Source organism: Nonomuraea typhae, assembly GCF_009760925.1.
GTDB lineage: Bacteria > Actinomycetota > Actinomycetes > Streptosporangiales > Streptosporangiaceae > Nonomuraea > Nonomuraea typhae.
Map to the genome: position 1 here is coordinate 272732 of NZ_VRLV01000006.1, position 25048 is coordinate 297779.

A 25048-nucleotide genomic window follows, 5' to 3' on the forward strand; every position below is an offset into this window, starting at 1 on the left:
TACCCTACGAAATCATCCTATAGCGGTTAGTGGTCAAGGTCAGATCCAACGCTTGTCGAAAAGCATGCGTGCTTTCCACTCCGCATAGGTAATCAGTTCGCCGGTCAAAATGGGATACAACCACCAGAAATTCACCAAAGCCAGCAAAGCGAAGGCGCCGACCACGGCGGCTCCGACCGTCCGCCGCATCGGCGGCGCAGCCCCTTCCCGTACGGCGGGGCCGATCAGCCACCCGGCGCACAACGTGATGGCCAGCACCATGAACGGCACCATCGGGATCGCGTAGAACAGGAACATCGTCCGGTTGTCGGCGATCGCGTAGTAGAACCACGGCAGCCAGCCCACGGCGTACGCCAGCAGCACCGCGCCCGCCCGCCAGTCACGCGCGGCGACGTACCAGGCGATCAGCGCGACCAGGGCGGCCAGCGCCCCGAACCAGATCACCGGCGTGCCCACCCCGAGCACCGCCTCCGAGCAGTCCTTGGCCGCGCAGCCGCTCTGCTTGCCCTCGTAGTAGAAGGCCACCGGGCGCAGCAGCAGCGGCCACTGCCACGGCTCGGACTGGTAGGGGTGCGTGGACTCCAGCCCGGTGTGGAAGCCGAGCACCTGCACCTGGTAGCCGAGCCACGACTTGAAGGAGTCGACGACGAAGAACAACGGCCCGGAGGAGGTCGCCTGCGCCCAGTTGCGGCCGTAGCCGCCGGCGTTGGCGAACCAGCCGGCCCAGGAGGCGATGTAGGTCAGTGCGGGCGCCAGCGTGACCGCCCCCAGCCACGTCGGCAGGTCCTTGCCGAACGTGCCCGAGTACGGCTTGCGCAGCCCGATCGCCTTGCGTGCGCCCATGTCCCAGATCAGCGACATGATCCCGAACGCGATCAGGAAGAAGACGCCCGACCACTTGACCGCGCAGGCCGCGCCCAGGCAGACGCCGGCCGCCAGCCGCCACGGCCGCCAGCCCAGCCAGGGGCCCTCCGGCGTCAGCGGCGAGGTCTCGTACCAGTCGACCAGCCGGCCGCGCATTCTGTCCCGGTCGACGACCAGGCAGGCGAACCCGGCCAGCACCCAGAACATGAGGAAGATGTCCAGCAGCGCGGTGCGCGAGAGCACGAAGTGCAGGCCGTCGAGGGCCAGCAGCAGCCCGGCGAAGCAGCCGAGCAGCGTCGAGCGAGTCATCCTGCGCGCCAGGCGGGCGATGATCAGGATCGACAGCGTGCCGAAGACGGCGGCCGCCACGCGCCAGCCGTACGGCGTCACCCCCGCCACCCACTCGCCGAGGCCGATCATCCACTTGCCGAGCGGCGGGTGCACCACGTAGGAGGCGCACTTGTCGAGCGCGTCCTGGGCGCACTTCTGCCAGATGTCGGTGTTGCCGGCGATCAGCGCCTTGTCGGCGTCCTTGATCGCGACCTTCTCGACACCCCAGGTGATCAGCGAGTAGGCGTCCTTGGCGTAATAGGTCTCGTCGAAGACGACGGCCTTCGGATGGCCGAGGTTGACGAAGCGCAGCACGCCGCCGAACAAGGCGATCAGCAGCGGGCCCGCCCAGCCCCAGAGCAGGCTGCCGCGCATCGGCGGGACCAGGCGGTCGCGCACCGATCGCGGTCCGGGCTGCTTGTGATCGTCCACGGCCTGGTACTGAAAATCGGTCACGGCCATTCGGACATCGTACGGGCCCCAAGGCGTTGAATAGATAAGAAACACGGTGCAATTGGGGTGCCCTGCCACAATGGCTGGGTGACTCAAGACGGCAAGTTGGTGCTGGCAGGAGCACCTATCGGGCAAGTGGGAGATGTTTCCCCGCGGCTGCGGCAGGTTCTGGAGAGCGCCGACGTGATCGCGGCGGAGGACACCAGGCGGCTGCGCCGGCTCGCCACCGAGCTCGGCGCGGAGATCACCGGCCGGGTCGTGTCCTACTACGACAACAACGAGGCGGGCCGCGCCCAGGAACTCGTCGAGACCCTCAAAGACGGGCGCACCGTCGTGATCATCACCGACGCGGGCATGCCCGGCGTCTCCGATCCCGGCTACCGCCTCACCCATCTGGCCGTCGAGGCGGGCATCACCGTCACCGCGCTGCCCGGCCCGTCCGCGGTCACCACCGCGCTGGCCATCTCGGGCCTGCCCAGCGACCGCTTCTGCTTCGAGGGCTTCCCGCCCCGCAAGCCCGGCGAGCGCGCCCGCCGCCTGGGCGCGCTGGCCGCCGAGGAGCGCACCATGGTCTTCTTCGAGGCGCCGCACCGCCTGGCCAGTTCCCTGGCCGCCATGGCCGAGGCGTTCGGCGCCACCCGCCCGGCCGCGGTCTGCCGCGAACTCACCAAAACCTACGAGGAGGTACGGCGGGGCGGCCTGGCCGAACTGGCCGCGTGGGCGGAGGCGGGCGTCAAGGGCGAGATCACGGTCGTGGTGGCCGGGCACACCGCCGCGGCCGGCGAGCCCGACATCGAGGACCTGGTGGCCGAGGTCGACCGGCGGACCGAGGCGGGCACCCAACGTAAGCAGGCTGTCGCGGACGTCGCCAAGGAGGCCGGGATCCCCAAACGCGAGCTGTACGACGCGGTTCACAGGAGATCTCTCACGCCATAGGGTGCGCATCGTGAAGAACTGGGGGGTTTCCGCACAGCGGCTGGTTCCGCCGATGCAGGAAGGAGCGCTCTGGGGCTGGCTGGGGCCGCTCCTGGTCGCCGTCTTCGGGGGAATCCTGCGCTTCACCCGGCTGGGTCAGCCGCACAGCGTCGTCTTCGACGAGACGTACTACGCCAAGGACGCCTACTCGCTGCTCAAGTACGGCGTCGAGCGGACCTTCCTCGGCGACTCCAAAAACCCCATCGCCGACCAGCGGCTCATCACCGGCAACCTCGACATCTTCAAGAAGTGCACAGAATCCTCGGAATGCGCCAGCTACGTCGCCCACCCGCCGCTCGGCAAGTGGATGATCGGCCTCGGCGAATGGATGTTCGGCATGAACCCGTTCGGCTGGCGCTTCATGGCCGCCGTCGTGGGCACGCTGTCCATCCTCATCCTGGCCAGGGTCGTGCGCAGGATGACCCGCTCGACACTGCTCGGCGGGCTGGCCGGACTGCTGCTGGCCCTCGACGGCCTGCACTTCGTGCTCTCGCGCACCGCGCTGCTCGACATCTTCGTCGGATTCTGGGTGCTGGCCGGGTTCGCCTGCCTCGTCGCCGACCGCGACCACGCCCGGCAGCGGCTGGCCGACTGGTACGAACGCTCGCCCCTGTCCGGCGAAGGGCCGCGCCTCGGGTGGCGGCCCTGGCGCATCGCCGCCGGCGCCTGCCTCGGCGCGGCCTGCGCGGTCAAATGGTCGGGATTGCCGTTCCTGGTGGCCTTCGCCCTGCTGACGCTGGCCTGGGACCTCGGCGCCCGGCGGGCCGTCGGGCTGCGCCGGCCGTACAAGGGGGTCTTCACCCTCGACCTGACCCCGGCGCTCGGCGCGCTGGCCGCGGTCCCGGCGGCGGTCTTCACGCTCTCCTGGAGCGGCTGGTTCGCCTCCGCCCACGGATGGGGGCGCAACTGGGAACAGGCCACCTCGTCCGGGCCGCTCTTCTTCGTGCTCGACTCCGTGCGCTCCTGGGTCAAGTACAACCTCGAGGTGCTCGGCTACCACACCGGGCTCAGCGACGGGCACACCTACCAGTCCAAGCCCTGGGAGTGGCTGGTGCTCAGCCGGCCCGTCTCCTTCCACTACGAGGGCGACCTGCCGCCGTCGGCGTGCGGGGCCGACAAGTGCTCCCAGGCCGTGCTCGGAGTCGGCACGCCCGCCCTGTGGTACGCCGCGCTGTTCGCGCTGCTCGCCCTCGTCGTCTGGTACGTCGCCACCCGCGACTGGCGGGCCGGGGCCGTGCTGCTCACCTACGCCGCCGGGTGGCTGCCCTGGCTGTACTACTGGCTGGCCGACAAGCGCACCATGTACCTGTTCTACATGGTGCCGCTGGTGCCGTTCATGGCCATGGCGCTCGCCCTCGCCGCCGGGCTCGTCCTGGGCAAACAGGACGCCACGCCCACGCGCCGGGCCGGTGGCGGCGCCGCCGTCGGAGCCTTCGCGCTGATCGTGCTGATCAACTTCTGGTGGTTGTACCCGATCCTGTCCTCGGAGACGATCACGCACGCGCAGTGGTGGGCTCGGATGCTGATGCGCTCGTGGGTGTGACCTTCTTGCGCCTGACGCCGTGGCGCAGCGTGATCGCCGCCGCGACACAGGCCAGAGGTACGGCCGGCAGCACGTACCGGTAGTCGAACTCCGCCGTCGCCGCCGGAGCCAGGAGCAGCCCGAACGAGGCCAGCCAGGGCAGCGCCACCGGGCCGCCCCACCTACGCCAGCGCACGGCCACGCCGTACAGGCCGATCAGCAGAATGCCGCCGAGCATGATGCCGCGCAGATAGAACACCTTCTGATAGCCGCTCATGATCTCCGCCCACGGGCTGACGATCTTGGTCTCCGGCGGGCCCTGCTCGTAGGCGTAGGCGTCGGTGTCGGTGCGGCCCTGGTACGACGGCCAGGTGGGCAGGCGTTTCGGCGCCCCGTCGACGAGCTGGTAGTACGGGCGGAACTCGTACATGTTGAACGTGGCGGGATCGGGGAAGGTCGGCCGGCCCCAGTGGAAGGAACGCATGAAGTCGCGGGCCACGATCTGGAAGTAGTCGCCGGGCTGCGACAGGATCGCGCGCTGGGCGAACTTGCTGGCCGCGTCGTTCTTGACCGACTCGAACGTCTTGCCGCCCAGGCGGTGGAGCGGCTGGCCGTACTCCGACCGCCACAGATACCACTGGGCGTACTCGGGGCGCTGGTCCACCGGCTCCTCGATGCACAGGAGGGCGAGCTCGAGTTCCTTGCGCGGGTCGATCTTCATCTTGGCGCAGTCGGCGAAGATGGCGGTGCGCATGTAGAGGATGAGCCCGTCGCTGTTGGTCATCGCGAATTTACCGAAGTTTGTGGAGAACCAGGCCATATAGCCGAGCACCGGAATCGCGCACGCCGTGATCATCGCCACGATCGGCCGCCACCCCACCCGCTTCACCAGCATGTAGGCCACGACCAGCGCCAGGATCGGCAACCCGATCGACCGCGTCAGCCACGTGAGCGCCAGCAGCAGCCCCACCACCGCGCCGACCTTCCACGACATCCGCCGGTGCCACAACACCAGCGTGATCACGCCCACGACCAGCAGCGTGAACATCGCATCCGACATGATCAGCTGCTCGAGCTGGATCTGGTAGGCGTCGAACAACATCGGCGCCGCCGCCAGCGTCGCCCCCCACGTCGGCAGGCCGAACTTTCTCCGCAGAAGCGCGTAGATCAGTACCGCCGCGGCCAAACCCATGAGATGCTGCGTGAACGTCACGAGCGCGAAACTGTGGAACGGCTTCAACGCCAGCAGCCAGAAGCCGTAGCCATCCGGCCGGATCGGGTGCGGCCGCGGGTGCAGCGCCACCGAGACGTATTCGTAGGAGTCGTTGAACCACATCGCCGGGCCGTACCCGAGCATGGTGATCAGCCGCAGCAACCCGCCCACGGCGAACGCTGCGGCGAACACCCGATGACGGCGCAAAAACGAGCGAAGACGCGCGGTCCGGCCTGGGGCGGAGTGGTCCACAGGGGTTATCTCCGCGACGCTCACCATGGCATCAAGGATGCCAGGCGTTTTTCGGACTTGACCCGAGCATGGGTGGGCAGACGGCATGATGGTGTGCTGGACGTGCCATGACTGGAAGGGTTGTGACGTGGAACTGACGGTGGTCATGCCCTGCCTCAATGAGGCGGAGACCGTGGAAGTCTGTGTCCGCAAGGCGCTTGCGTGCATGGAGGAGCACGGAATCGAGGGCGAGGTGCTCATCGCCGACAACGGCAGCACCGACGGTTCCCAGCAGCTCGCCCGCGACGCCGGCGCCCGCGTGGTCCACGTTGACGCGAAGGGATACGGCAACGCCCTGATAGGCGGCATCCGGGCGGCCCGTGGCAAGTACGTCATCATGGGCGACGCCGACGACTCCTATGACTTCACCGGCCTGCTGCCCTTCGTCGAGCAACTGCGTGACGGCGCCGACCTCGTGATGGGCAACCGCTTCAAGGGCGGCATCGCCCCCGGCGCCATGCCGCCGCTGCACCGCTACCTCGGCAACCCCGTCCTGTCCTTCGTCGGGCGCCTGTTCTTCCCCAGCGCCATCGGCGACTTCCACTGCGGCCTGCGCGGGTTCCGCCGTGACTCCATCCTGCGGCTCGGGCTGCAGACCGGCGGCATGGAGTTCGCCAGCGAGATGGTCGTCAAATCCACCCTGCAGGGGCTGGACGTGCGCGAGGTGCCCACCACCCTCTCGCCCGACGGCCGCTCCCGCCCGCCGCACCTGCGCTCCTGGCGCGACGGCTGGCGCCACCTGCGGTTCCTGCTGCTGTACAGCCCCAAGTGGCTGTTCTTCATCCCCGGCCTCGCGCTCATGCTGGTCGGCCTGATCGCCGGCACCGCCCTGACCTTCGGCCCCGTCCGCATCGGGCAGCTCGCCTTCGACGTCGACACCCTCGTAGGGGCGTCGGCCATGGTGGTCATCGGATTCCAGGCGGCGCTGTTCGCGCTGTTCACCAAGGTGTACGCGGCAGAGGAAGGCTTCCTGCCCGAGTCGCCCCGGGTGCGGAAACTCATCAGCATCGTGACCCTGGAAAAGGGGCTCGTCGTCGGCGGCCTGCTGGCCCTGGCGGGCCTCATCGGCCTGGTCATGTCGCTGGTGCACTGGCAGGTACGCAGCTTCGGCGAACTGGACCCGCGCGAATCCCTGCGCCTCGTGGTGCCGGCGGCGACGGCGTTCGTCATGAGCTTCCAGACCATCTTCGCCTCGCTGTTCATCAGCATCCTGGGGATCCGGCGCACCCGCGAGAACCCGATCGACCACGCGGCCATCGTGGCCGAGGAAGCGGCCGAGGCGGTTTCCCGCGAGGACTCCAAGACGCACTAAGGGCCAGCCGCTCCGCTCCGCGCGCGCCTGCGGCTAGGACGTGTCTCAAAGACGATCAACGGCGTGTCGTAGCCGGGTAAGCAGAGAGGTCTCCGATGGGCGCGGCCGGAGCCGCTGCTGCCCACGCCCAAGGGCCCGGGCCGGCCCTCGCGGTGGAGCAAGCGCCGGCTGATCGACGGGATCCGCTAGGCGGGACGTGCCCGAGTGCTACGACACCTGGCAGGCGGTCTACAGCCTGTTTCGCCGCTGGCAGCGCGCGGGGAGTCGAGCCTGCCGACCATGCACTGGGTCGTTCACGGGGCGGCTGGCCGACCAAGCTGCACCTGGCGTGTGAGCAGCATCAGCGGATACTGGCGCTGGTGCTGACGGCCGGTCGGCGCGGGGACGCGCCGTAGTTCCTGGCGGTGATGGCCGCCATCCGGGTGCCACGGCCAGGTCGGGGCCGGCACACGGACCTATGCTCTTCCCCATGCCGATCACTGCCATCCCCGCGTCCCTGCCCTATGCCGATGCCGATGCCCGCCTGGGTGGCGCGTTGTCCGCGGTGTTCGAGGGTGCGGGAGCGTCGCCTGGCTACGCCGAGGTGCTGTTCTTCGACGGCGACCTCACCCTCGATGGGGATTTCCTGGACGCCGTCAACGAACTGCGCGGCGGCGACGTCGAGTTGATCGTGGTCACCGGCGATCTGACGGTCAACGGCCCGATCGCGCTCTATGCGGACCGGCCCGGCCTGTACGTCGGCGGTTACACCAAGGCCGAGACCCTGGAGGGCGGCGAAGCGGAGATCTACATCCACGACGGCGCCTTCACCCACCTGGTCTACGGCTGGTACAACCACGGCTCTTTGCGGACCGGGATCGTCGATACCCCTTGGGTGATCGACTACGACCACGCCATGGACGTGTACGCCCCCGGCGGGCGCTGGGTGAACAATTACGACGATGACGACGACGCCGACTTCGCCGTCGGGGACAGCATCGCCGAGGCGTTCGTGCCCGAGGTCGTCGACGCGGAGGACCGCTGCCTGAACGTCGACGAGTTCCTGGACCGGTTGCGGGCCGGGCTGCCGGTCCTGCGGTCCGGAGCCCTGGACGGTGGCCGAGTCGGCGAGTGATCACGTGTCCCGGGCTCTGGCCGACCGGGCAGCGCACTTCGACCTGACCGGGCGCAAACTCCAGGCGTTCCCCGCCGAGGTGCTCCGGATGCCGTGGCTGCGCACCCTGATCCCGGACGGCAACCTGATCGACGAGCTGGAACTGCGAGACGCGCGCTACCGCGAGCACGAGCTGACCGTCCAGCACGACCTCGGCCGCATCGCCTGGGAAGTCACGATCTGGCTGGCTGCCTGCTACGGCGCCAGCCCTCGCGCGACTTCTGAACACCCTTTAGGCGTATGGACCTGAGAGGTGGGATACGACGCGGCTGGCGGATGGGTGGCCTGCGTGTGCCGTGGGTGCCCGATGGCGATGGCAGGTGTGGAGCCAGAGGCTGAATGCGCAGCGATCGACAACTGGCTCACCCGACCACGAGACGCGCCCCCAGGCAGGCCCGTCGGGTCAAGACAGGTGGGTGAGCAGCAGCCCGGCGAGGTGGTCCGGGGTGCGTAGCGGAAGGTAGTGGTCGGCGTCCGGAACGGCTTGGCCGTGGGCGTCGGGGATGCCGGTGACGAGGCGTTCGGCGATCACCGTGATCTCCGGGTGGTCGCGGTCGCCGTGGACGACCAGGGTGGGCGCGGTGATGTGGCCGAGCCGGGATGCGGCCTCGCGCTCCGGGAAGTACGCGAGGTGGCGTTCGCTGGTGATGCGCCGGGTCGCGTTGTGTTCGACCATCGTCTCGATGAGCGCTCCGCCCGGGGCCGAACGTCCCATGGGTGCCCAGATCGACAGTTCCAGTTCGGCCAGCGCCGTGGCGTTCTCCTGCCGGCGGGCGGCGGCATAGGCGGTGGTCTGGGCGTCGGCCGGCCAGGTGTGGCCGCTGACGGAGGTGCCGATCAGGGCCAGCGCGGTGACGCGTCCGGGGTGGGTGAGGGTGAAGTCCAGTGCGGTCTCGCCGCCCATGCTGAGGCCCACCAGCGCGGCCTGGGGCAGGCCAAAGTGGTCCAGGACGGTGCGCAGGTCGTCGAGGTCGTCGAACGGCTTGTCGGGTGGGGTGGATTGTCCCAGGCCGCGGGCGTCGTAGCGGATGACGTCGTGGTGGCGGCTCAGTTCGGGGACGATGGCATCCCACAGGCGGGAGTCCATGCCGGCACCGTGGAGCAGCACCACCGGACTGCCGGCGCCCCTGCGCTCCGCCCACAGCAGGCCACCGCCGGGCGCGGGGATGTGGACGGTGGAGTGGGTGCCGGTGTTCACTTTCATGCCGTCATCGTTTCAGGGCGGGCGATGGGCAGAATGCGCGGGTCAGGTCGTGTACGGCAGGGCCGGCGTCACCGTTCAGCGCCGGAGGCCACGGTTTTGGCCGCGGCGCCGGCCCGGGGAATCCCTCTGATCCCCGTCGTGCATGCTGGAGACATCGATCATGAGGAGATCAACCATGACCCACGAACCGGCCTTCCGCCGTACCCCTCTCACTGCGGACGAACAGGTGCGCGGCCAGGCGAGCATGGCTCCCCACATCGCCCAGCAGCTCCTCGCCACCGGACGATGGAGGGTGAGCGCCGACACCCCGGACGTGGTCGAGCTCTTCCAGGGCGCGGCCCGTCTCGCCGGCGAGATGCTCCAGCGGCCCGTGGTCAGCTACGCCAACGGCAGGGACATCGTGATCACCTTTGGCGATGAGGGGCCGGCCGACTGAGGCGCCGGCCCGGGTGCTTGACGGGGCGGCGCCGGAGTTGTTCGGTGGAGGCGTCAAATTTGCCCCCTTTGATAGGCGGTGGCGGTTATGCGATCGCAACGGGCGGCGGCTTTATCGGCGAGCGTTCTGCTGACCGTGGCACTGGCCGGCGCGACACCGGCCCACCAGCAGCGGCTCGACCTGGAGACGCCCACCATCCCCGAGCTCCAGCGCGAGATGAACGCCGGCAGGCTCACCTCCGTCGAACTGACCGGCGCGTACCTGGACAGGATCGAGCGCCTCGACGGCAAGCTGCACGCTGTCATCACGGTCAACCCCGACGCGCTGGCGCAGGCGCGGCAGAGTGACCAGCGCCGGCGCGAGCGGCGGCTCCTGGGTCCGATGGACGGGATCCCGATGCTGCTGAAGGACAACGTCGGCACCGGCGACCGGCAGCCGACCACCGCGGGTTCGCTGGCGCTGCGCGCGGCCAAGCCCAGGGACGCCTTCATCGTCGGCCGCCTGCGGGCGGGTGGCGCGGTTCTCCTGGGCAAGGCGAACCTGTCGGAGTGGGCGAACTTCCGCTCCACGCAGTCGGCGAGCGGCTGGAGCGCCGTGGGCGGCCAGACCGCCAACCCGTACGTGCTCGACCGCAATCCCTGCGGATCGAGCTCGGGATCCGGTACGGCGGTGGCCGCACAGCTGGCCGCGGTCGCCATCGGAACCGAGACCGACGGTTCCATCGTCTGCCCCAGCGGGGCCAACGCCCTGGTCGGGCTCAAACCCACGATCGGACGCGTGAGCCGTACCGGAATCGTGCCGATCTCCGCGGCGCAGGACACCGCGGGCCCGATGACCCGCAACGTGACCGACACCGCGGTCCTGCTGGCCGCGATCCAGGGCGCCGACCCCGCGGACCCGCCGACGCAGCAGGCGCAGAACCCCGCCGACTACACGCGCTTCCTGGACCGGGGCGCGCTGCGCGGAGCACGCGTCGGGGTGTGGCGTGAGGGCAACGTCGGGGTGAGCAACGAGACCGACGCCGTCTTCGACCGCGCCGTCGCCAAGCTGCGCGAGCTCGGGGCCACCGTCGTGGATCCCGCGGACCTGCCGGGGATCGGCGGGGTGTCCGGACCGGAGTTCACGGCGCTGCTGTGCGAGTTCAAGCGCGACATCAACGCCTATCTCGCCGCCACCCCCGGCGAGCACCCGAGAACGCTGGCCGGACTCATCGCCTTCAACCGCGCCAACGCCGGGCGCGAAATGCCGTTCTTCGGACAAGAGTTGTTCGAGACGGCCGAGGCGACCAGCGACGACGCCGCGTGCGCGCAGGCTCGCACGACCGCCACCACGCTCGCGCGCAAGGCCATCGACGACACGCTGCGGGCGCATCGCCTGGACGCGATCATCGCGCCCACCGGCAGCCCCGCCTGGCCGACCGACGTGATCAACGGCGACCACTTCGTCCTCGGCACCTCCACGCCCGCCGCCGTCTCGGGCTACCCGAGCATCACGGTTCCCGCGGGGTTCGCCTTCGAGCTGCCCATCGGGGTGTCGTTCATCGGGGCGCGCTGGTCGGAGCCGAGACTCATCGGCCTCGCCTACGCCTACGAGCAGGCGACCCGGGTCCGCAAACCGCCACGCTTCCTTCCCGTCGCACCGCTGCACTCGGGGGTCACCACGACAACCGCCCAGCAGGGTACGGCCGGCGGAGAGCCGAACGGAGCCGCCCGCTAGACAGGTCGCTCGAGGGTCACATCGAGGTGGCGAGCCGTCGCTCTGGCTGACCGGTCACCTGGGCGATCAGTGAATAGTCCTTGTCCACGTGCAGGACGGTCGCCCCGGCACGCTCGGCGCAGGCGGCGATCATCAGGTCCGTCACGGGCCTGCGCCATTCTCCGGTTTCGGTCAGGAGCCGCTGCACTTCCATGGCCCGATCCATCACCCATGCCATGTCTGCTTCATAGGTGCCGGCGGATGGGTCTGGCAGTTGGGCGAGCGATGCCCAGCGGAATCGCAGTCGTTCATACTCCTCGGGGCTGCGGGCCGAATAGAGGACCTCCATCGTGGCCACATGACAGGTGGCGGTGATTCCCTCGCCGACGATGTGGGTGAAGTCGGCGCGTGCGACCGGGTCTCGCCGAGCCCACTCCCATGCGGATTTGTCGACGAGATAGACGGTGCTCACGCCTCGTCTCCGGGATGGGTCTTGTGCCGAATCTGCCAGGCGTCCTCGGACAGGTCGATCGCGAGTTCATCCAGCAGCGCGAGCGCGTTCTTGGCGGCACGCCGGTTGGCGATCGCTCGCAGTGCGGCGTTCACGGTGTCGCGCTTGGTAGATGTGCCGAGCTCTTCGGCGGCGAGTGCGAGGGCGTCGTCGTCCAAATCGATCACGGTCTTGGCCAAGGGCCACCTCCCTTGCTTGAGTATATATCCTATCGCGTTGACGACTAGATCAATATAGCCCTCTGGTATATCCCCTTCCTGGCCGCGCTGATATACGAAACAGCCTAACGCGTGGTTGCGACCGGCACCCGGGCCGAAGCGGACGTCGTGGCGGAGGTACGGCGGTGCAGTGCGTGGGCCAGGGCTCCCAAGGCCAGGGCGCCCAGGGCCATGGCGGCGCCCACCCAGCCCACGGACGGGTACCCGAATCCGGCGCTGATCGCCAGCCCGGCCAGCCAGGGTGCGAGGGTGTTGCCGATGTTGAACGCAGAGACGGTGACGGACCCGGCGAGGGTGGCCGCGGATCCGGCCAGCGCGTACACGCGGACGTTGACGGCCGGGTTCGTGGCCATTCCGGCCACGCCCATCAACAGGACGAGCACGATCACGGCCACGGGGGAGGAGGCGGTGAGCGCGAGGGCGGCGGAGGTGAGGACGACTCCGGTCATGCCGACGTAGAAGGTGGTGAACGGCCTGGCGTCCGCCGTACGACCGCCGAGGGTGATGCCGATCAGGCTGCCCAGCCCGAACAGGGCGAGCACGGCGGAGACCCAGCCGCCGGACAGGCCGGTGGTGTCCTCGAGCAGGGCGCCGAGGTAGCTGAAGCTGGCCATCATGGAGCTGAAGCTCAGCGAGACGGCGCCGTAGGTGATCCAGAGCCGCACGTTGGCCATGGCCCGCAGTTCGTCGCGCAGGCGCGGCGGCCGCTGGGGGTCGGTGCGGACGGCGGGGACGCGGGCCAGGATCCCGGCGAAGGCGACGGCGGTGAGGGCGGCGACGGTCCAGAAGGCGGCGCGCCAGTCGGCGTACTGGCTGATGAGGGTGCCGGCGGGGACGCCGAGGACGGTGGAGAGCGTGATGCCGCCGACCACGATCGCCAGGGCCCTGGCGCGGACGTCGGGGGAGACCATGCTGGTGGCGGTCGCGGCGGCGACGCCGAAGAAGCCCGCGTAGACGAAGGCGCCGACGACCCGGGTGGCGAACAGCACCTCGTATCCGGGTGCGAGGGCGCCGACGACGTGGGTCGCGATGAAGATCGCGAGAAAGGCCAAGAGGGTACGGCGGCGCGGCCAGCGCAGGGTGAGGGCGGCGAGCAAGGGGGCGCCGACGACCATGCCGACGGCGAAGGCCGAGATCAGCAGGCCCGCGTCGGGGACGGTCACGCCGAGGTCGTGGGCCATGGCCGGGAGGAGCCCGGCGAGCATGAACTCCGAGGTTCCCATGGCGAAGATCGCCAATCCGAGCACGTAGACGGCGAAAGGCATGGGGGCCGTCCTCCTTGTTTTAGATAGTTCAGTTCAAAATGTGGGCAGGGAAAAGCTCAGAGGGCCTGCAGGACCGTCTGCGCGATCGAGCGGACCGTGTCCGGCGTGGCGCCGCCGCGCAGCGCGACCTGCATGCCGCCGATCGAGGAGATGACGAAGTGGGCGAGCGCGCCCGGGTCCTTGTCCGGTGAGATCTCGCCCGCGGCCTGAGCGGCGGCGAGGGCGGTCCTGATGGCGGCGAAGCGGCGGTCGTAGTCGCGCTTGAGGAGCTTGGCCACCTCGGCGTCGTGCGGCGCCAGTTCGATCATGGAGTTCACGACCAGGCAGCCCGGCGGGAGGCCGTCCTTCGGCTCGAGGAGCATGCGGAACAACGTGTCGATGCGCTCGTGGACGGGCACCTCGCTCTCCAGGGTCGCGATGATGGTCGCGGTCCTGACGTCCATGTAGTAGCGCAGCGCCTTGGTGAACAGCTCGTGCTTGCTGGTGAAGGTGTTGTAGATGCTGCTGCGGCCGAGCCCGGTGGCCTCGCAGAGGTCCTGGGTGGAGGTGGCCTCGTAGCCGGAGCGGATGAACGCCCGCATGGCCGCGTCCACCGCCCGCTCCTCGTCGAACTGCCTCGGTCGTGCCATGCGATCACGGTAGCACGTTTTTGGACTGTACTGTCTATAACTCCGGGTGGCGGAAAGCCGTAGGCTTAGGGTCATGTCCCAGCACATCTTGACCGCCGTCGCGTGGCCGTACGCCAACGGCCCCCGCCACATCGGGCACGTCTCCGGGTTCGGCGTGCCGTCCGACGTCTTCAGTCGCTACCAGCGCATGGCGGGCAACAAGGTGCTGATGGTCTCCGGCACCGACGAGCACGGCACCCCGATCCAGGTCCAGGCGGACAAGGAAGGGGTCACCGCCCGGGAGCTGGCCGACCGCTACAACCGGGTCATCGCCGAGGACCTCACCGGCCTCGGCCTCTCCTACGACCTGTTCACCCGGACCACGACCCAGAACCACTACGCCGTCACGCAGGAGATCTTCAAGGGTCTCTTCGACAACGGCTACATCTTCCCGAAGACCACGATGGGCGCCATCTCCCCATCGACCGGGCGCACCCTTCCCGACCGCTACATCGAGGGCACCTGCCCCATCTGCGGCTACGACGGGGCCCGTGGCGACCAGTGCGACAACTGCGGCAACCAGCTCGACCCGATCCAGCTGATCAACCCCAAGAGCCGCATCAACGGCGAGACCCCGGTCTTCGTCGAGACCGAGCACTTCATGCTCGACCTGCCCGCCTTCGCCGAGGTGCTCGGCACCTACCTGCAGGCCAAGCAGGGCGACTGGCGGCCCAACGTGCTCAAGTTCGCCCTCAACCTGCTCGGCGACCTGCAGCCCCGGGCCATCAGCCGTGACCTCGACTGGGGCGTGCCGATCCCGCTCGACGGCTGGAGCGAGCAGGCCAACAAGCGGCTCTACGTCTGGTTCGACGCGGTCATCGGCTACCTCAGCGCCAGCGTCGAGTGGGCCAGGCGCAGCGGCGACCCCGAAGCCTGGCGCCAGTGGTGGCAGAACCCCGACGCCAAGAGCTACTACTTCATGGGCAAGGACAACATCGTCTTCCACGCCGAGATCTGGCCGGCGATGTTGTTCGGCTACAGCGGCATCGGCGCCAGGGGCGGCCAGGCCGGCTCGCTGGGCGCGCTCAACGTGCCCTCCGAGGTGGTCTCGAGCGAGTTCCTGACGATGGAGGGCAAGAAGTTCTCCTCCTCGCGCCAGGTCGTCATCTACGTGCGCGACTTCCTGGCCCGCTACGACGCCGACGCCCTGCGCTACTACATCGCCGTGGCCGGGCCGGAGAACCAGGACACCGACTTCACCTGGCAGGAGTTCGTCAACCGCAACAACGGCGAGCTGGTCGCCGCCTGGGGCAACCTGGTCAACCGGTCGATCTCGATGGCGGCCAAGAACTTCGGCGCCATCCCCGAGGCTGGCGACCTGACCGACGCCGACCGGGCGCTGCTGGAGCGCTCGCGCAGGGCCTTCGCCCCGGTGGGCGCGGAGCTGGGCCGCTCGCGATTCAAGAACGCCATCACCGAGGCGTTCGACGTGGTCCGTGAGGCCAACAAGTACCTCGCCGAGCAGGAGCCCTGGAAGCTCAAGGACGACCCCGAGCGGCAGAAGTCGATCCTGTTCACCGCTCTGCAGGTGGTCGACGACGCCAAGACGATGCTCACGCCGTTCCTGCCCGCCTCCTCCAACAAGGTCCACGCCATGCTCGGCGGCGAGGGCGTCTGGTCGGGCATGCCGGAGATCCGGGAGGTGGACGAGGACGGCGGCCGGCCGTACCCCGTCATCACCGGCGACTACGACGACGGCGCGCGCTGGGAGCACCGGCCGATCAAGCCGGGCACCCCGCTCGCGCCGCCGGTGCCGCTGTTCAAGAAGCTCGATCCGAAGGTCGTCGACGAGGAACTGGCGCGGCTGGATAATCCGGAAGGCTGACCGCCTCGGCGGTCCTCCTGATGGACCTGGCCATGGCGCCCTTCCACGGCAGGTAGGGCAGGAGCCGGTAGCTCAGGTTCATGAGGTGGGTCATCACCCGCGTCTTCGGGACCATGAATCCGGCCACGCCTTCGGCGGATTTCTGCGCCCCTGCCACGTAGGGGCGCATGATCTGCTCGTAGCGGGCGAACGCCTCGGGGAAGCCCGCGGTGGCGAGTTCGCCGGCCAGCACGTACGCGCCCACCGCCGCCAGGCCGGTGCCCATGCCCGACAGCGGCGAGGCGCACCAGGCGGCATCGCCGAGCAGCACCACCCGGCCGCGTGACCAGTGGTCGAGGCGGATCTGGCTGATCGAGTCGAAGTACAGGTCGTCGGCCTCGCGCAGGTCGGCGAGGAGCCGGGGCACGATCCAGCCGGCGTCGGAGAAGACGTCGGTGAGGATGCGCCGCTGCTGCTCGACGTCGTGCCGGTCGTAGGTGAGCGGCTCGCTGCCGAAGGAGAACACCGCCTTGGCCTCCCGGTTGCCGCGAGCGCTGTAGGTGGCGGCCATCCGGCCTCTGGGCAGGCTCAGGCTCAGGCCCGTGTGGTCGAGGTTCAGGTGGTTGGGCGTGGTGAACACCGCGTTGTACAGGCCCAGGTAGGAGGCGTAACGCTCCTCCGGGCCGAAGGCCAGCCTGCGCACCGCGGAGTGCAGGCCGTCGGCGCCGACGACCAGGTCGAAGCGGCGTGTCGGGCCGCGCTCGAAGGTGACGGCCACGCCGTGGGCGTCCTCGTCCAGGGAGGCGATGGAGTCGCCGAAGACGTACTCGGTCTCCCCGCGCGTCGCCTCGTACAGGATGCGGGCCAGGTCGCCGCGCAGGATCTCCACGTCGCCGGCGAAGATGTCGTCCGGCATCTTGACCAGCTTCTTGCCGGACTCGTTCACGTTCCACATCGCGCCCATGTTCGTCTGCTCGCGCTCGATGGCGGCCAGCACGCCCATCTCACGCAGCACCCGCAGGTGCGCCCGGCCGCGGAAGTCGACCGCGTAGCCGCCGTCACGCGGTCCGGGCGCCCGCTCCACGATCGTGACCCGGAAGCCGTACCGGGTCAGCATGAGGGCCAGGGCGGGGCCGGCGACGCTCGCGCCGGAGATCAGGATGTCCATGGCGGCCACGCTCGCGGGCAGCGCTCACCGATGGCTCACCGGCCGCTCACCAGGAGCGGTGAGGCGCTGACGACCTCCTCCGGGACACCTGCGAGCGCCAGCGCCTGCGCCCTGGTCAGCCGCGCGCCCGCCGCGTGCGCCGCCGCGAACGTCTCCTCTCCCAGCGCCGCGCGGAGCCGTGCCGTGGTCGCGGCCCGCTCCCCACGATCGGGTACGGCGCAGCCGCGCAGGGCCGTCGCGGCGCCGAGGAGACGGGCGGCCTCCTCGGGCGGGGCCAGGTCGGCCAGGGCCTCGACGGCACGGGCGCACTCCGGGACGGCGCCGGTCACCACCGCCTGCGTGATCGCCCGGTGGTAGGCGGAGGCGGCCGCCGCGGGGTCGCCCTCCGCCGCGGCCAGCCGTCCCAGGCCGGTGAGCAGGCGGGCGTGGTTGCCCGCGCTCTTGATCCAGACGGCGTCGGTCCCGGCCAGCGCCTTTTCGTAGAGTTCCCGGGCCTCCGGGAGGTTTCCCGCCAGCCTGGCCAGGTCGCCGAGACCCCGCTGGGCGGCGGCCAGGTAGGTCGGGATGCCGGAGCGCCTGGCCACCTCCAGCGCCCGCTCGTAGTCGGCGCGGGCGGCGGCCGGGTCGTCGAGCTGGTGGAGGTCACCCCGGTTGCACAGCAGGTCGGCGTGGTCCTCGTCGGCGCCGAGGTGCTCGGCCAGCGTCAGCGCCTCGCTGGTGCAGGCCAGCGCCGTCGTGCGGTCGCCGGTGGTGGCGGCCAGCCAGCCGAGCGCGTCGAGGGCCAGCGCGGCGCCCCAGCGGTCGCCCAGGGCGCGGAAGTCGTTCAGGGCGCCGGTGAGCGCTTCCCGGGCCTGGCCGAACCGGGCGTCGGCCATCTGAGGGTAGGCCAGGATGAGCCGGGCCATCGCGCGCTGCCATGGGTCGGTGCCGCTCTCGGCCCTCGCGAGCAGAGTGAGAACGCTGCCGGGGCCCAGGAGGTTGGCGGCCATCAGCGGCCACAGGAAGGCGAGGAGGGGGTGGCGGTGTCCCCTCTCGACGAGGGCCGCGGCGCGGCGCAGGTGGTCGGGGTCGCCGGCGATCAGGGCGCACAGGACGTAGTCGTCGCCTTCCTCCTCCGCGTGCTCCAGCAGGGCGCGGGCCTCCGGGGCGGCGGCACTGCGCAGGCCGCGCATCCACAGGTACTGCGCCTGGGCTCCCAGCAGGCGCATGCCCAGGTCGTGGGCGCCTGACTCGACCGTCCAGCGCAGGGCCCGGCGCAGGTCGGCGTGCTCTTCTGCCAGGGCGTTCAGCCAGGTGAGCTGGTCGCCGGTGCGCAGGTGGGGGTCGGCCGTCGTGGCCACGTCCAGGTAATGGCTCGCGTGGGCCAGCCGTACCGTGGCGGGGTCGTCGAGGTGGTCGGCGCAGAAGTCGCGGATGGTGGCGAGCATGCGGTAGCGGCCGTTCGCGACGTCGGCGAACGACTTGTCGGCCAGGCTGTCGAGCAGCGACTCGGCGTCCGGCAGGCCGCTGACCCGCCGCGCGGCCGCGGCGGTGGCGCCGCCCGCGAAGACGGTCAGCCTGGCGGCCATCGTCTGTTCGTCGGGGGTGAGCAGGTCCCAGCTCCAGGCCACGACGGCGTGCAGCGTGCGGTGGCGCTCGGCGGCGGTACGGCTGCCGCGTGACAGCAGCCCGAACCGCTCGGACTCCAGGCGGGCGGCCAGTTCCTCCGGCTCGTGCGTGCGCACGCGGGCGGCGGCCAGTTCGATGGCCAGGGGGAGGCCGTCGAGGTTCGCGCAGATCGCCGCGATCGCCGGGGTGGCGGCCAGGCCGGGGCGGACGGCCTTGGCGCGGTCGGTGAACAGGGCGACCGCCTGGTCGAGGGGGAGCGGGCGGACGGGCCAGAGGTGTTCGGGGGTGATGGCCAGGGGCTCGCGGCTGGTGGCCAGGATGCGGACGCCCGGGCAGTCCCGCAGGAGGCGTTCGGAGAGGGCGGCCGCCTCTTCGACGATCTGCTCGCAGTTGTCGAGGACGAGGAGGAGGTCGCGGCCTTTCAGGGCGGTGACGAGCCGGGCGGCGGGCTGCTCGGCGTGGGCGGTCGTGCCCATGAGGTCGCCGTCGCGGATGCCCAGGGCGCTGGTGATCGTCTGGGGGAGGTCGGAGCCGTCGCGGAGGTGGGCGAGTTCGATGAGCCGCGTGTCCGGAAATTTCTGGATTGTTTCGGTGGCCAGGCGGGTTTTGCCGACACCGCCCGGGCCGACCAGCGTCACGAGCCTGGCCCGGGACAGCAGCTCCGCCACCCGGGCGGCGTCCTCGTCGCGGCCGACGAAGCTGGTGAGGGGCTGATGGGCGGGCGGGCGCGTGATCGTGGGCTCGCCGCGCAGGAGCTCCTGGTGGAGCGCGGCCAGCCCGGGCGAGGGGTCGGCGCCCAGTTCCTCGGCCAGCAGCCGCCGGGTGCGTTCGTAGACCAGCAGGGCCTCGACGGGTCGGCCGGCCGCCCTGAGGGCGCGCATCTGCTGCTCGCGCGGGCGTTCGCGGAGCGGATGGCGTTCGACCAGCTCGCCGAGCGTGGCCAGGGCGGCGTCGTGGGCGCCGCGCCGCAGGTCGGCCTCGGCCAGGTCCTCGAGCGCGGCGAGGTGCCGCTCCTCCAGATGTACGGTGGGCGCGGGCGCGGCCCACCAGCCGAGCGCCTCGCGCAGCAGCTCAGCCGCCCGGACCGGGTCGTCGCGGGACAGCGCCTCCCCGCCCTCGGCGGCCAGGCGCAGGAACCGGTGCACGTCCACGTCGTCGGGGTCCACCCGGAGCAGGTATCCGGCGCCCGCCCGCTCGATCGCGATCCCGTCGCGGCGCAACCTGGACACCTGGGACTGAATCGCGTGGTGCGCGTCCTTCGGGGGACGCTCGCCGTACACCTCGTCGATGAGGCGCTCGGCGGGGACCGGGCGGCCGGGACGCAGCAGGAGCGCGGCCAGCAGGGCGCGCCGGGCGGGACCGCCGAGCGGCACCTCGCCGCCGTCCGCACGCCAGGCGCGGACCGCCCCGAGCACGCCGAACCGCATGGCAGCCACTATAGGGTTGGGTCGCGTGAGCAAGAGTCCCGCCGTTCCCGAACCCCTGGCCGCCGAGGTCTTCGACAGCCACTGCCACCTCGACATCATGGTCGGCGACCGGCAGGCGTCCTCGGGCGACCCGGTGGCGCAGGCCGCGCAGGCGGCGTCCGCCTCGGTGGAGAGCATCCTGGCCGACGCGCGTTCTGTGGGGGTGACCCGGCTGGTGACGATCGGGTATGACCTGCCCTCCTCGCAGTGGAACGCGGAGGTGGCCGCCGCGCACGAGGGGGTCTACGCGGGGGTGGCGATCCACCCGAACGAGGCGCACGCGGCTACGCCCGAGGTGCTGGCCGAGATCGAGCGGCTGGCCCGGCGTGCCGAGGTGCGGGCCGTGGGGGAGACCGGGCTCGACTACTACCGCGACTGGGCGTCCAAGGACGACCAGCACGCCAGTTTCGCGGCGCACATCGAGATCGCCAAGCGCACCGGCAAGGCGCTGGTGATCCACGACCGTGACGCGCACGACGACGTGCTGAAGGTGCTGGCCGCCGAGGGGGCGCCGGAGGTGGTGGTCTTCCACAGCTTCTCCGGGGACGCGGAGATGGCCGAGAAGTGCGCGAGCGCCGGATATTTCATGTCTTTCTCGGGTCCGGTCACCTACAAGAACGCCGGATACCTGCGCGCGGCCGCGGCCGTCGCGCCCGCGGAGCTGATGCTGGTCGAGACCGACGCGCCCTACCTGCCGCCGGTGCCCCACCGCGGCAAGCCCAACGCCCCCTACCTCATCCCGCTCACGCTGCGCTGCCTGGCGGAGGTCAAGGGCGTCCAGCCGGAGGCGTTGTGCGAGGCGATCAGCGCCAACGGCGTCACCGCGTTCGGCCGGTGGTAACCATCTTTCCGTGAACCGGTGGAGGCGGGCCCGCCCCCACCGCTAGCGTCGGGCGCCCGAACCCATCCGGAGGTCCGCCCGTGCGAGGCAGAAGGCGTGCGCCGCGTCCGCAGGTTCCCTGGCGTTCGCCGTGGGCGCTGGTCGTCGGCCTGAGCGCGGTGGCGGTCGCGGGCGCGCTGGTCGCCGTCACGAGCATGGCCAAGGACATCCGGCTCGTCGTGGACGGCGAGGCCATCGTGGTGCGCAGCTTCGCCGGGTCGGTGTACGAGCTGCTGTCGGAGGCCGACGTCTCCGTGGGCCTGGGCGACTACGTCTCGCTCGGCGGACACGACGAGCCCGCCGACGGCGGCACGATCGTGGTACGGCACGCCCGCCCGCTCCGGCTGACCATCGACGGGCGCACCACCAACCGGATGGTGACCGCGGCCAACGTGGCCGACGCCCTGGCCGAGCTGGAGATCGACCACGCCGGAGGGCGGCTGTCGGAGCCTCCTCACGAGGTGGTGCCCCTGTCGGGGATGTCGCTGACCATGTTCACCCAGCGGCGGGTCCAGGTGATCGCCGGGGACATCCGCAGATGGACGCGGACCACCGCTGGAACGGTCCGGGAGGTGCTGCGGCAGGAGCGGATCCGGACGCCGAACGGGCACAAGGTCACGCCGCCGCTCGACAGCTTCCCGCGGGACGGGACGGTGATCCGGGTGGTGCCGCCCGGGCCCGTGCTGCCGCCGCGGACCGTTCCGGTGCAGCCGGCCGTGGCCGGGCTGAACTGGGCCGGGCTGGCCGCCTGCGAGTCGCACGGGAACCCCAAGGCGCTCAACCCGGCCGGGCCCTACTACGGCATGTACCAGTTCAGCCTGGCCAGCTGGCAGGCCGTCGGCGGGACGGGGACACCGGTCATGTGGCCGGCCGAGGAGCAGACGTACCGGGCCCAGCTGCTCTACCAGCGCGTCCAGGGACGGTGGCAGGGGCAGTGGCCGCATTGCGGGGCCCGGTTGTTCACCCGGTGAGACTCGACCCGAAGTCGGCTCCGGCCGGTGGTTCCAGGAGCTGGGGCGCGCCGGCGTTGCGGCCCAGGATCGCCACCTGGCCGCCGCGTCCGGCGTCGGGCTGACCGGCCAGCAGGCGGTTGCCGCTGAACGCCACCGACCAGCCGTCCAGGCTCAGCCGCTGGTCCCGGGCATCGGCGCCGAAGCCGGTCAGCAGGACGCCGCCGCCGTACGGGGTGCCCACGGCCAGGCGGCCGTCCTGGGCGGCGGCCAGGGAGAAGCCGAAGCCCTCGGTGCCCTGGCGGATCGTCCTGGCGGGGCGCAGGGCAGGGGTGTACACCTGCACGTATCCGGGGCCGGGCGCGCTCACCGCCAGGCCGGCGCCGTCGGCGTAGGCGACCTGGAAGCCGAAGCGGTCTCCGGCCTTCTGGGTGGGGGAGTCCCACTTCTGGCCGGTCAGCTCGGGGGCGGTGGCGTCGGTGATGATGGTGACCTGGCCTGCGTGCACCTTGCCGGCGCCGACCTGACGGCCCGCTCCGTCGTCGTTCTCGTACGGCACGCCGACGAACAGCTTGCGGTCGCGGGACAACGCCACCGAGTAGCCGAACTGGTCGCCGACTTCGCTGTTGCCGGGGACTTCGGACGATTCCTGATTTATCCGTCTTAGCTGGGTGCTGGTGGACTTTATGTAGACAGTTCCGGTGTCGGCGATTTGTGCCTCGTCTTCGTGGGGGGCGCCTATGGCCAGGAGGCCGCCGTTCGCCGCCAGGGACCAGCCGAAGTGGGCGCCCTGCTGGGGCTGGGGTGCCGTCAGGACGCGGGCGGGTTCGGCGGCTCCGCCGTACAGGATGTGGACGGCGCCCGCGTCGCGCACCCCCTGCACATCCGCGTACGGCGCGCCCACCACCAGGTCGGCACAGCCGTCGCCGTTCACGTTGGCCAGTTTCACCGACCAGCCGAACGCGTCGCCCTCGGCCAGGGGCGGCGAGGGGAGGGGGGTCACCTTGGTGCCGGTGATCAGGTGGACCGCGCCCTTGCCGCCGCCGGCGAACGGGTCGCCCACCGCCGCGTCGTCCTGGCCGTCGCCGTCGAAGTCGGCGGGTGCGGCCTGGGCCGTGCATGCCTTCTGCGCTGGGTGAAGGGCCGGGGTGGTGGTGAGGGCGGCGGTGGTCAACGTCGCGAGCAGGATCTTGGTGATCATGACAGGCGCGCCTCGATCTGCTTGCCGCCGGGGAACATCGTGCCGGACAGGCGGGCGGGCTTCCTGATCGGCGGCAGGTCGAAGACAAACACGCCGTCGAAGCGCCCGCCGGCGGTCAGGGCGGCCGGCAGCTGGGAGGAGGTCGAGAGCGGGTCGTGGCGGCCGTTGCGGTCGTCGATCAGGGTGAGCGTGGGGGAGCCGACGGTGCTCAGTTCACCGCCCGGGTTGAGCAGGGTCCAGCGCAGCAGGCAGAGCTGGCCGTTGGCCGCACTGGCGCCCTGGTATTCGGGGACGCCGCATTCCGGGGCGGACGCGATGATCAACTGGGGGCCGTCGAAGGCGCGGGTGAGCTGGAACCTCTTTCCTATGTCCGTGACCGCCGGCTGGTCGGCCGATTGGGGGGTGGTGGCGGAGGTGGTCCGGGGGTCGCGGCTCTGCAGGACCAGGACGGCCGTGGTCAGGGCCAGCGCCAGGATCGCGGCCGCGGCGGCGATCAGCCAGCGGGTGCCGCGGGTTCTGGGGCGCGGCTCCTCCTGGGCGTACTCGACCGGGGGCAGGTCCTGGCCTATCCGGGTGTCTTGGGATGCGGGCGGGCGGGTGGTCTCGGCAGAGGAGGGCAGGCTCGACGGCAGGCTGCCCTGGGGGTTTCCTCCGGGAGGCAGGCTTACGTGAGGGTTTGCTCCCGCAGGCGGGCTGCCCTGAGGGCTCTGGCCCTGGAGCTGAGGATTTCCGGTCTGGGGCAGGTTTGGCCCAGGGCTTTCCTCTCGCGGCGCGCCTCCCTGAGGGCCTTCTCTCCGGGGTGGGCTTCCTTGGGGGCTTTCGCCCCGGGTGAGCCCTTCCTGCATCGTGGCCTCCGCCCCCGAGGCGGCTTCCTGGTGTCCGCCCAGGGGGAGGACCGGGGGTGGGGTGGGGGTGATGGAGAAGATGGCGGTGATGTCGGGTTCGTCCACGACGTTGCGCGGGGGCTCCCAGTCGCGCAGCAGCTCGGTCCCGGCGGTCAGGGTGGGCGGGTCCTGAGGGGCGCCGCTGCTGACCAGGGCGAGGAGGAGGTCCTGGGCGCTGGGCCGCTGGGCGGGGTCCATCGCGGTGGCCCGCCGTACCAACTGGTCGAGCGGCGCGGGCAGGCGGCCGATGTCCGGCGGCGAGTTGAGGACCCGGGTGGCCAGCGTGATCACGTCGCCGCGCCCGAACGGGTGGCGGCCGGTGCCCGCGTAGGCGACCAGGCAGCCCCACGCGAAGATGTCGGCGGCGGGGGTGACCTGCTCGCCGCGTACCTGCTCGGGTGCCCACCAGCCGGGGCTGCCGAGGAGTTCGCCGGAGAGCGTGAAGCCGGTGTCGCGGTCGAGGGCGCGGGCGATGCCGAAGTCGATCACGCGGGGGCCGGAGAGGCTGAGGATGACGTTGGCCGGTTTGAGGTCACGATGGACGAGTTCGGCCACGTGGATCGCCGCCAGCGCGGCGGCCACGCCGAGGGCGACGCCGTGCAGGGGGCCGGACTCCAAGGCGCCAAATTTTGCGATTTGTTCAGACAAAGGGGTGCCTGCGATGAATTCCGTCACCATGAAGGGGCGGCCGTCATCGCTGTTGCCGTTGTCCAGAACCTGGGCAGTGCAGAAGGAGGCCACCCGCCGGGCGTTGTCCACCTCGGCGTGGAAGCGGGCCGCGAAGCCCTCCTGGTTCGCGAACTCCGACTTCACTACCTTGAGCGCGACAAATCGCCCAGCTGGTGCCCGTGCCAGGAAAACCGTGCCCATGCCGCCCTCGCCGAGACGGCCGAGCAGCCGATAGGGGCCGATATCCCGGGGATCCGCTGGGCGGAGTGGCGCGGCGCCCGTTGGCTCCATCAGGGATGTCCCTTCGT

At 70.6% G+C, this 25048-nt stretch carries 21 protein-coding genes; 10 read left to right on the top strand and 11 right to left on the bottom strand.

From position 1 onward, the window contains the following. Positions 1-39: 39 nt before the first annotated feature. Positions 40-1656 carry a dolichyl-phosphate-mannose--protein mannosyltransferase gene (locus tag FVE25_RS24110; RefSeq protein ID WP_157249310.1) on the bottom strand — a complete coding sequence of 539 codons (1617 nt, stop codon included), beginning with the start codon at positions 1654-1656 and terminating at the stop codon, positions 40-42. A gap of 78 nt (positions 1657-1734) precedes the next feature. Between FVE25_RS24110 and rsmI the strand changes: the two genes are divergently transcribed. Together rsmI and FVE25_RS24120 are read left to right on the top strand one after the other, a co-directional pair. Beyond that, positions 1735-2583: a 16S rRNA (cytidine(1402)-2'-O)-methyltransferase gene (rsmI, locus tag FVE25_RS24115; protein WP_157249311.1), complete on the top strand. Its 849-nt coding sequence runs from the start codon at positions 1735-1737 to the stop codon at positions 2581-2583. A gap of 10 nt (positions 2584-2593) precedes the next feature. Further along, positions 2594-4165 (top strand): dolichyl-phosphate-mannose--protein mannosyltransferase, encoded by a 1572-nt coding sequence (locus FVE25_RS24120; protein ID WP_343046155.1) that lies wholly within the window; start codon positions 2594-2596, stop codon positions 4163-4165. Here the strand turns inward: FVE25_RS24120 and FVE25_RS24125 are convergent. After that, positions 4116-5549: a hypothetical protein gene (locus tag FVE25_RS24125; RefSeq protein WP_246267347.1), complete on the bottom strand. Its 1434-nt coding sequence runs from the start codon at positions 5547-5549 to the stop codon at positions 4116-4118. The genes FVE25_RS24120 and FVE25_RS24125 overlap by 50 nt on opposite strands. Before the next feature lie 187 nt (positions 5550-5736). Here FVE25_RS24125 and FVE25_RS24130 point away from each other — a divergent pair, with 187 nt between their 5' ends. The 3 genes from FVE25_RS24130 (at position 5737) to FVE25_RS53935 (ending at position 8363) form a co-directional block, all read left to right on the top strand. Then, positions 5737-6960, top strand: a complete 1224-nt coding sequence (locus tag FVE25_RS24130; protein WP_181019692.1) for a glycosyltransferase family 2 protein — start codon at positions 5737-5739, stop codon at positions 6958-6960. A gap of 469 nt (positions 6961-7429) precedes the next feature. Further along, positions 7430-8074, top strand: coding sequence for a hypothetical protein (locus FVE25_RS24140; protein WP_181019693.1), 645 nt, complete (start codon positions 7430-7432; stop codon positions 8072-8074). A 4-nt stretch (positions 8075-8078) separates the two neighbouring features. After that, the gene (locus FVE25_RS53935) at positions 8079-8363 is read left to right on the top strand and encodes a hypothetical protein (protein WP_181019694.1); all 285 of its coding nucleotides are present in this window, start codon (positions 8079-8081) and stop codon (positions 8361-8363) included. Between the two features lie 153 nt (positions 8364-8516). Here FVE25_RS53935 and FVE25_RS24145 read toward each other — a convergent pair whose 3' ends face one another. Then, positions 8517-9317: an alpha/beta fold hydrolase gene (locus FVE25_RS24145; protein WP_157249312.1), complete on the bottom strand. Its 801-nt coding sequence runs from the start codon at positions 9315-9317 to the stop codon at positions 8517-8519. A 175-nt stretch (positions 9318-9492) separates the two neighbouring features. Here FVE25_RS24145 and FVE25_RS24150 point away from each other — a divergent pair, with 175 nt between their 5' ends. Beyond that, the gene (locus tag FVE25_RS24150; RefSeq protein ID WP_157249313.1) at positions 9493-9753 is read left to right on the top strand and encodes a hypothetical protein; all 261 of its coding nucleotides are present in this window, start codon (positions 9493-9495) and stop codon (positions 9751-9753) included. 87 nt (positions 9754-9840) lie between these two features. After that, on the top strand, positions 9841-11469 hold the full coding sequence (locus tag FVE25_RS24155; RefSeq protein WP_157249314.1) for an amidase: 1629 nt from the start codon (positions 9841-9843) through the stop codon (positions 11467-11469). Positions 11470-11485: 16 nt separating this feature from the next. Here the strand turns inward: FVE25_RS24155 and FVE25_RS24160 are convergent, their stop codons facing one another. The 4 genes from FVE25_RS24160 to FVE25_RS24175 all read right to left on the bottom strand — a co-directional run bounded on the left by FVE25_RS24160 (position 11486) and on the right by FVE25_RS24175 (position 14071). Then, entirely contained in the window at positions 11486-11920 is a 435-nt protein-coding gene (locus FVE25_RS24160) for a PIN domain-containing protein (protein WP_181019695.1), read from the bottom strand. Then, on the bottom strand, positions 11917-12138 hold the full coding sequence (locus FVE25_RS24165; protein WP_157249315.1) for a type II toxin-antitoxin system VapB family antitoxin: 222 nt from the start codon (positions 12136-12138) through the stop codon (positions 11917-11919). The genes FVE25_RS24160 and FVE25_RS24165 overlap by 4 nt, the downstream gene beginning before the upstream one ends. A gap of 104 nt (positions 12139-12242) precedes the next feature. Next, positions 12243-13442, bottom strand: coding sequence for a Cmx/CmrA family chloramphenicol efflux MFS transporter (locus tag FVE25_RS24170; protein ID WP_157249316.1), 1200 nt, complete (start codon positions 13440-13442; stop codon positions 12243-12245). A gap of 56 nt (positions 13443-13498) precedes the next feature. Continuing rightward, positions 13499-14071, bottom strand: a complete 573-nt coding sequence (locus FVE25_RS24175) for a TetR/AcrR family transcriptional regulator (protein WP_157249317.1) — start codon at positions 14069-14071, stop codon at positions 13499-13501. Positions 14072-14144: 73 nt separating this feature from the next. Here FVE25_RS24175 and metG point away from each other — a divergent pair, with 73 nt between their 5' ends. Next, a complete protein-coding gene (gene metG / locus FVE25_RS24180) occupies positions 14145-15935 on the top strand; it encodes a methionine--tRNA ligase (RefSeq protein ID WP_157249318.1) in 1791 nt (596 codons plus the stop codon). On the opposite strand, the gene FVE25_RS24185 is transcribed toward metG, so the two are convergent. Both FVE25_RS24185 and FVE25_RS24190 read right to left on the bottom strand, forming a co-directional pair. Next, positions 15871-17082, bottom strand: a complete 1212-nt coding sequence (locus FVE25_RS24185; RefSeq protein WP_157249319.1) for an FAD-dependent monooxygenase — start codon at positions 17080-17082, stop codon at positions 15871-15873. The two genes, metG and FVE25_RS24185, sit on opposite strands and share 65 nt — an antisense overlap. A gap of 35 nt (positions 17083-17117) precedes the next feature. Continuing rightward, entirely contained in the window at positions 17118-20117 is a 3000-nt protein-coding gene (locus FVE25_RS24190) for an AfsR/SARP family transcriptional regulator (protein ID WP_157249320.1), read from the bottom strand. Here FVE25_RS24190 and FVE25_RS24195 point away from each other — a divergent pair. Further along, positions 20116-20997 carry a TatD family hydrolase gene (locus FVE25_RS24195; protein WP_157249321.1) on the top strand — a complete coding sequence of 294 codons (882 nt, stop codon included), beginning with the start codon at positions 20116-20118 and terminating at the stop codon, positions 20995-20997. The genes FVE25_RS24190 and FVE25_RS24195 overlap by 2 nt on opposite strands. Positions 20998-21077: 80 nt before the next feature. After that, positions 21078-22007, top strand: a complete 930-nt coding sequence (locus FVE25_RS24200) for a resuscitation-promoting factor (protein WP_157249322.1) — start codon at positions 21078-21080, stop codon at positions 22005-22007. On the opposite strand, the gene FVE25_RS24205 is transcribed toward FVE25_RS24200, so the two are convergent. Then, entirely contained in the window at positions 21997-23187 is a 1191-nt protein-coding gene (locus tag FVE25_RS24205) for an FG-GAP-like repeat-containing protein (RefSeq protein ID WP_157249323.1), read from the bottom strand. The genes FVE25_RS24200 and FVE25_RS24205 overlap by 11 nt on opposite strands. Continuing rightward, on the bottom strand, positions 23184-25031 hold the full coding sequence (locus tag FVE25_RS55335) for a serine/threonine-protein kinase (protein WP_157249324.1): 1848 nt from the start codon (positions 25029-25031) through the stop codon (positions 23184-23186). The genes FVE25_RS24205 and FVE25_RS55335 overlap by 4 nt, the downstream gene beginning before the upstream one ends. Between the last annotated feature and the right edge of the window lie 17 nt (positions 25032-25048).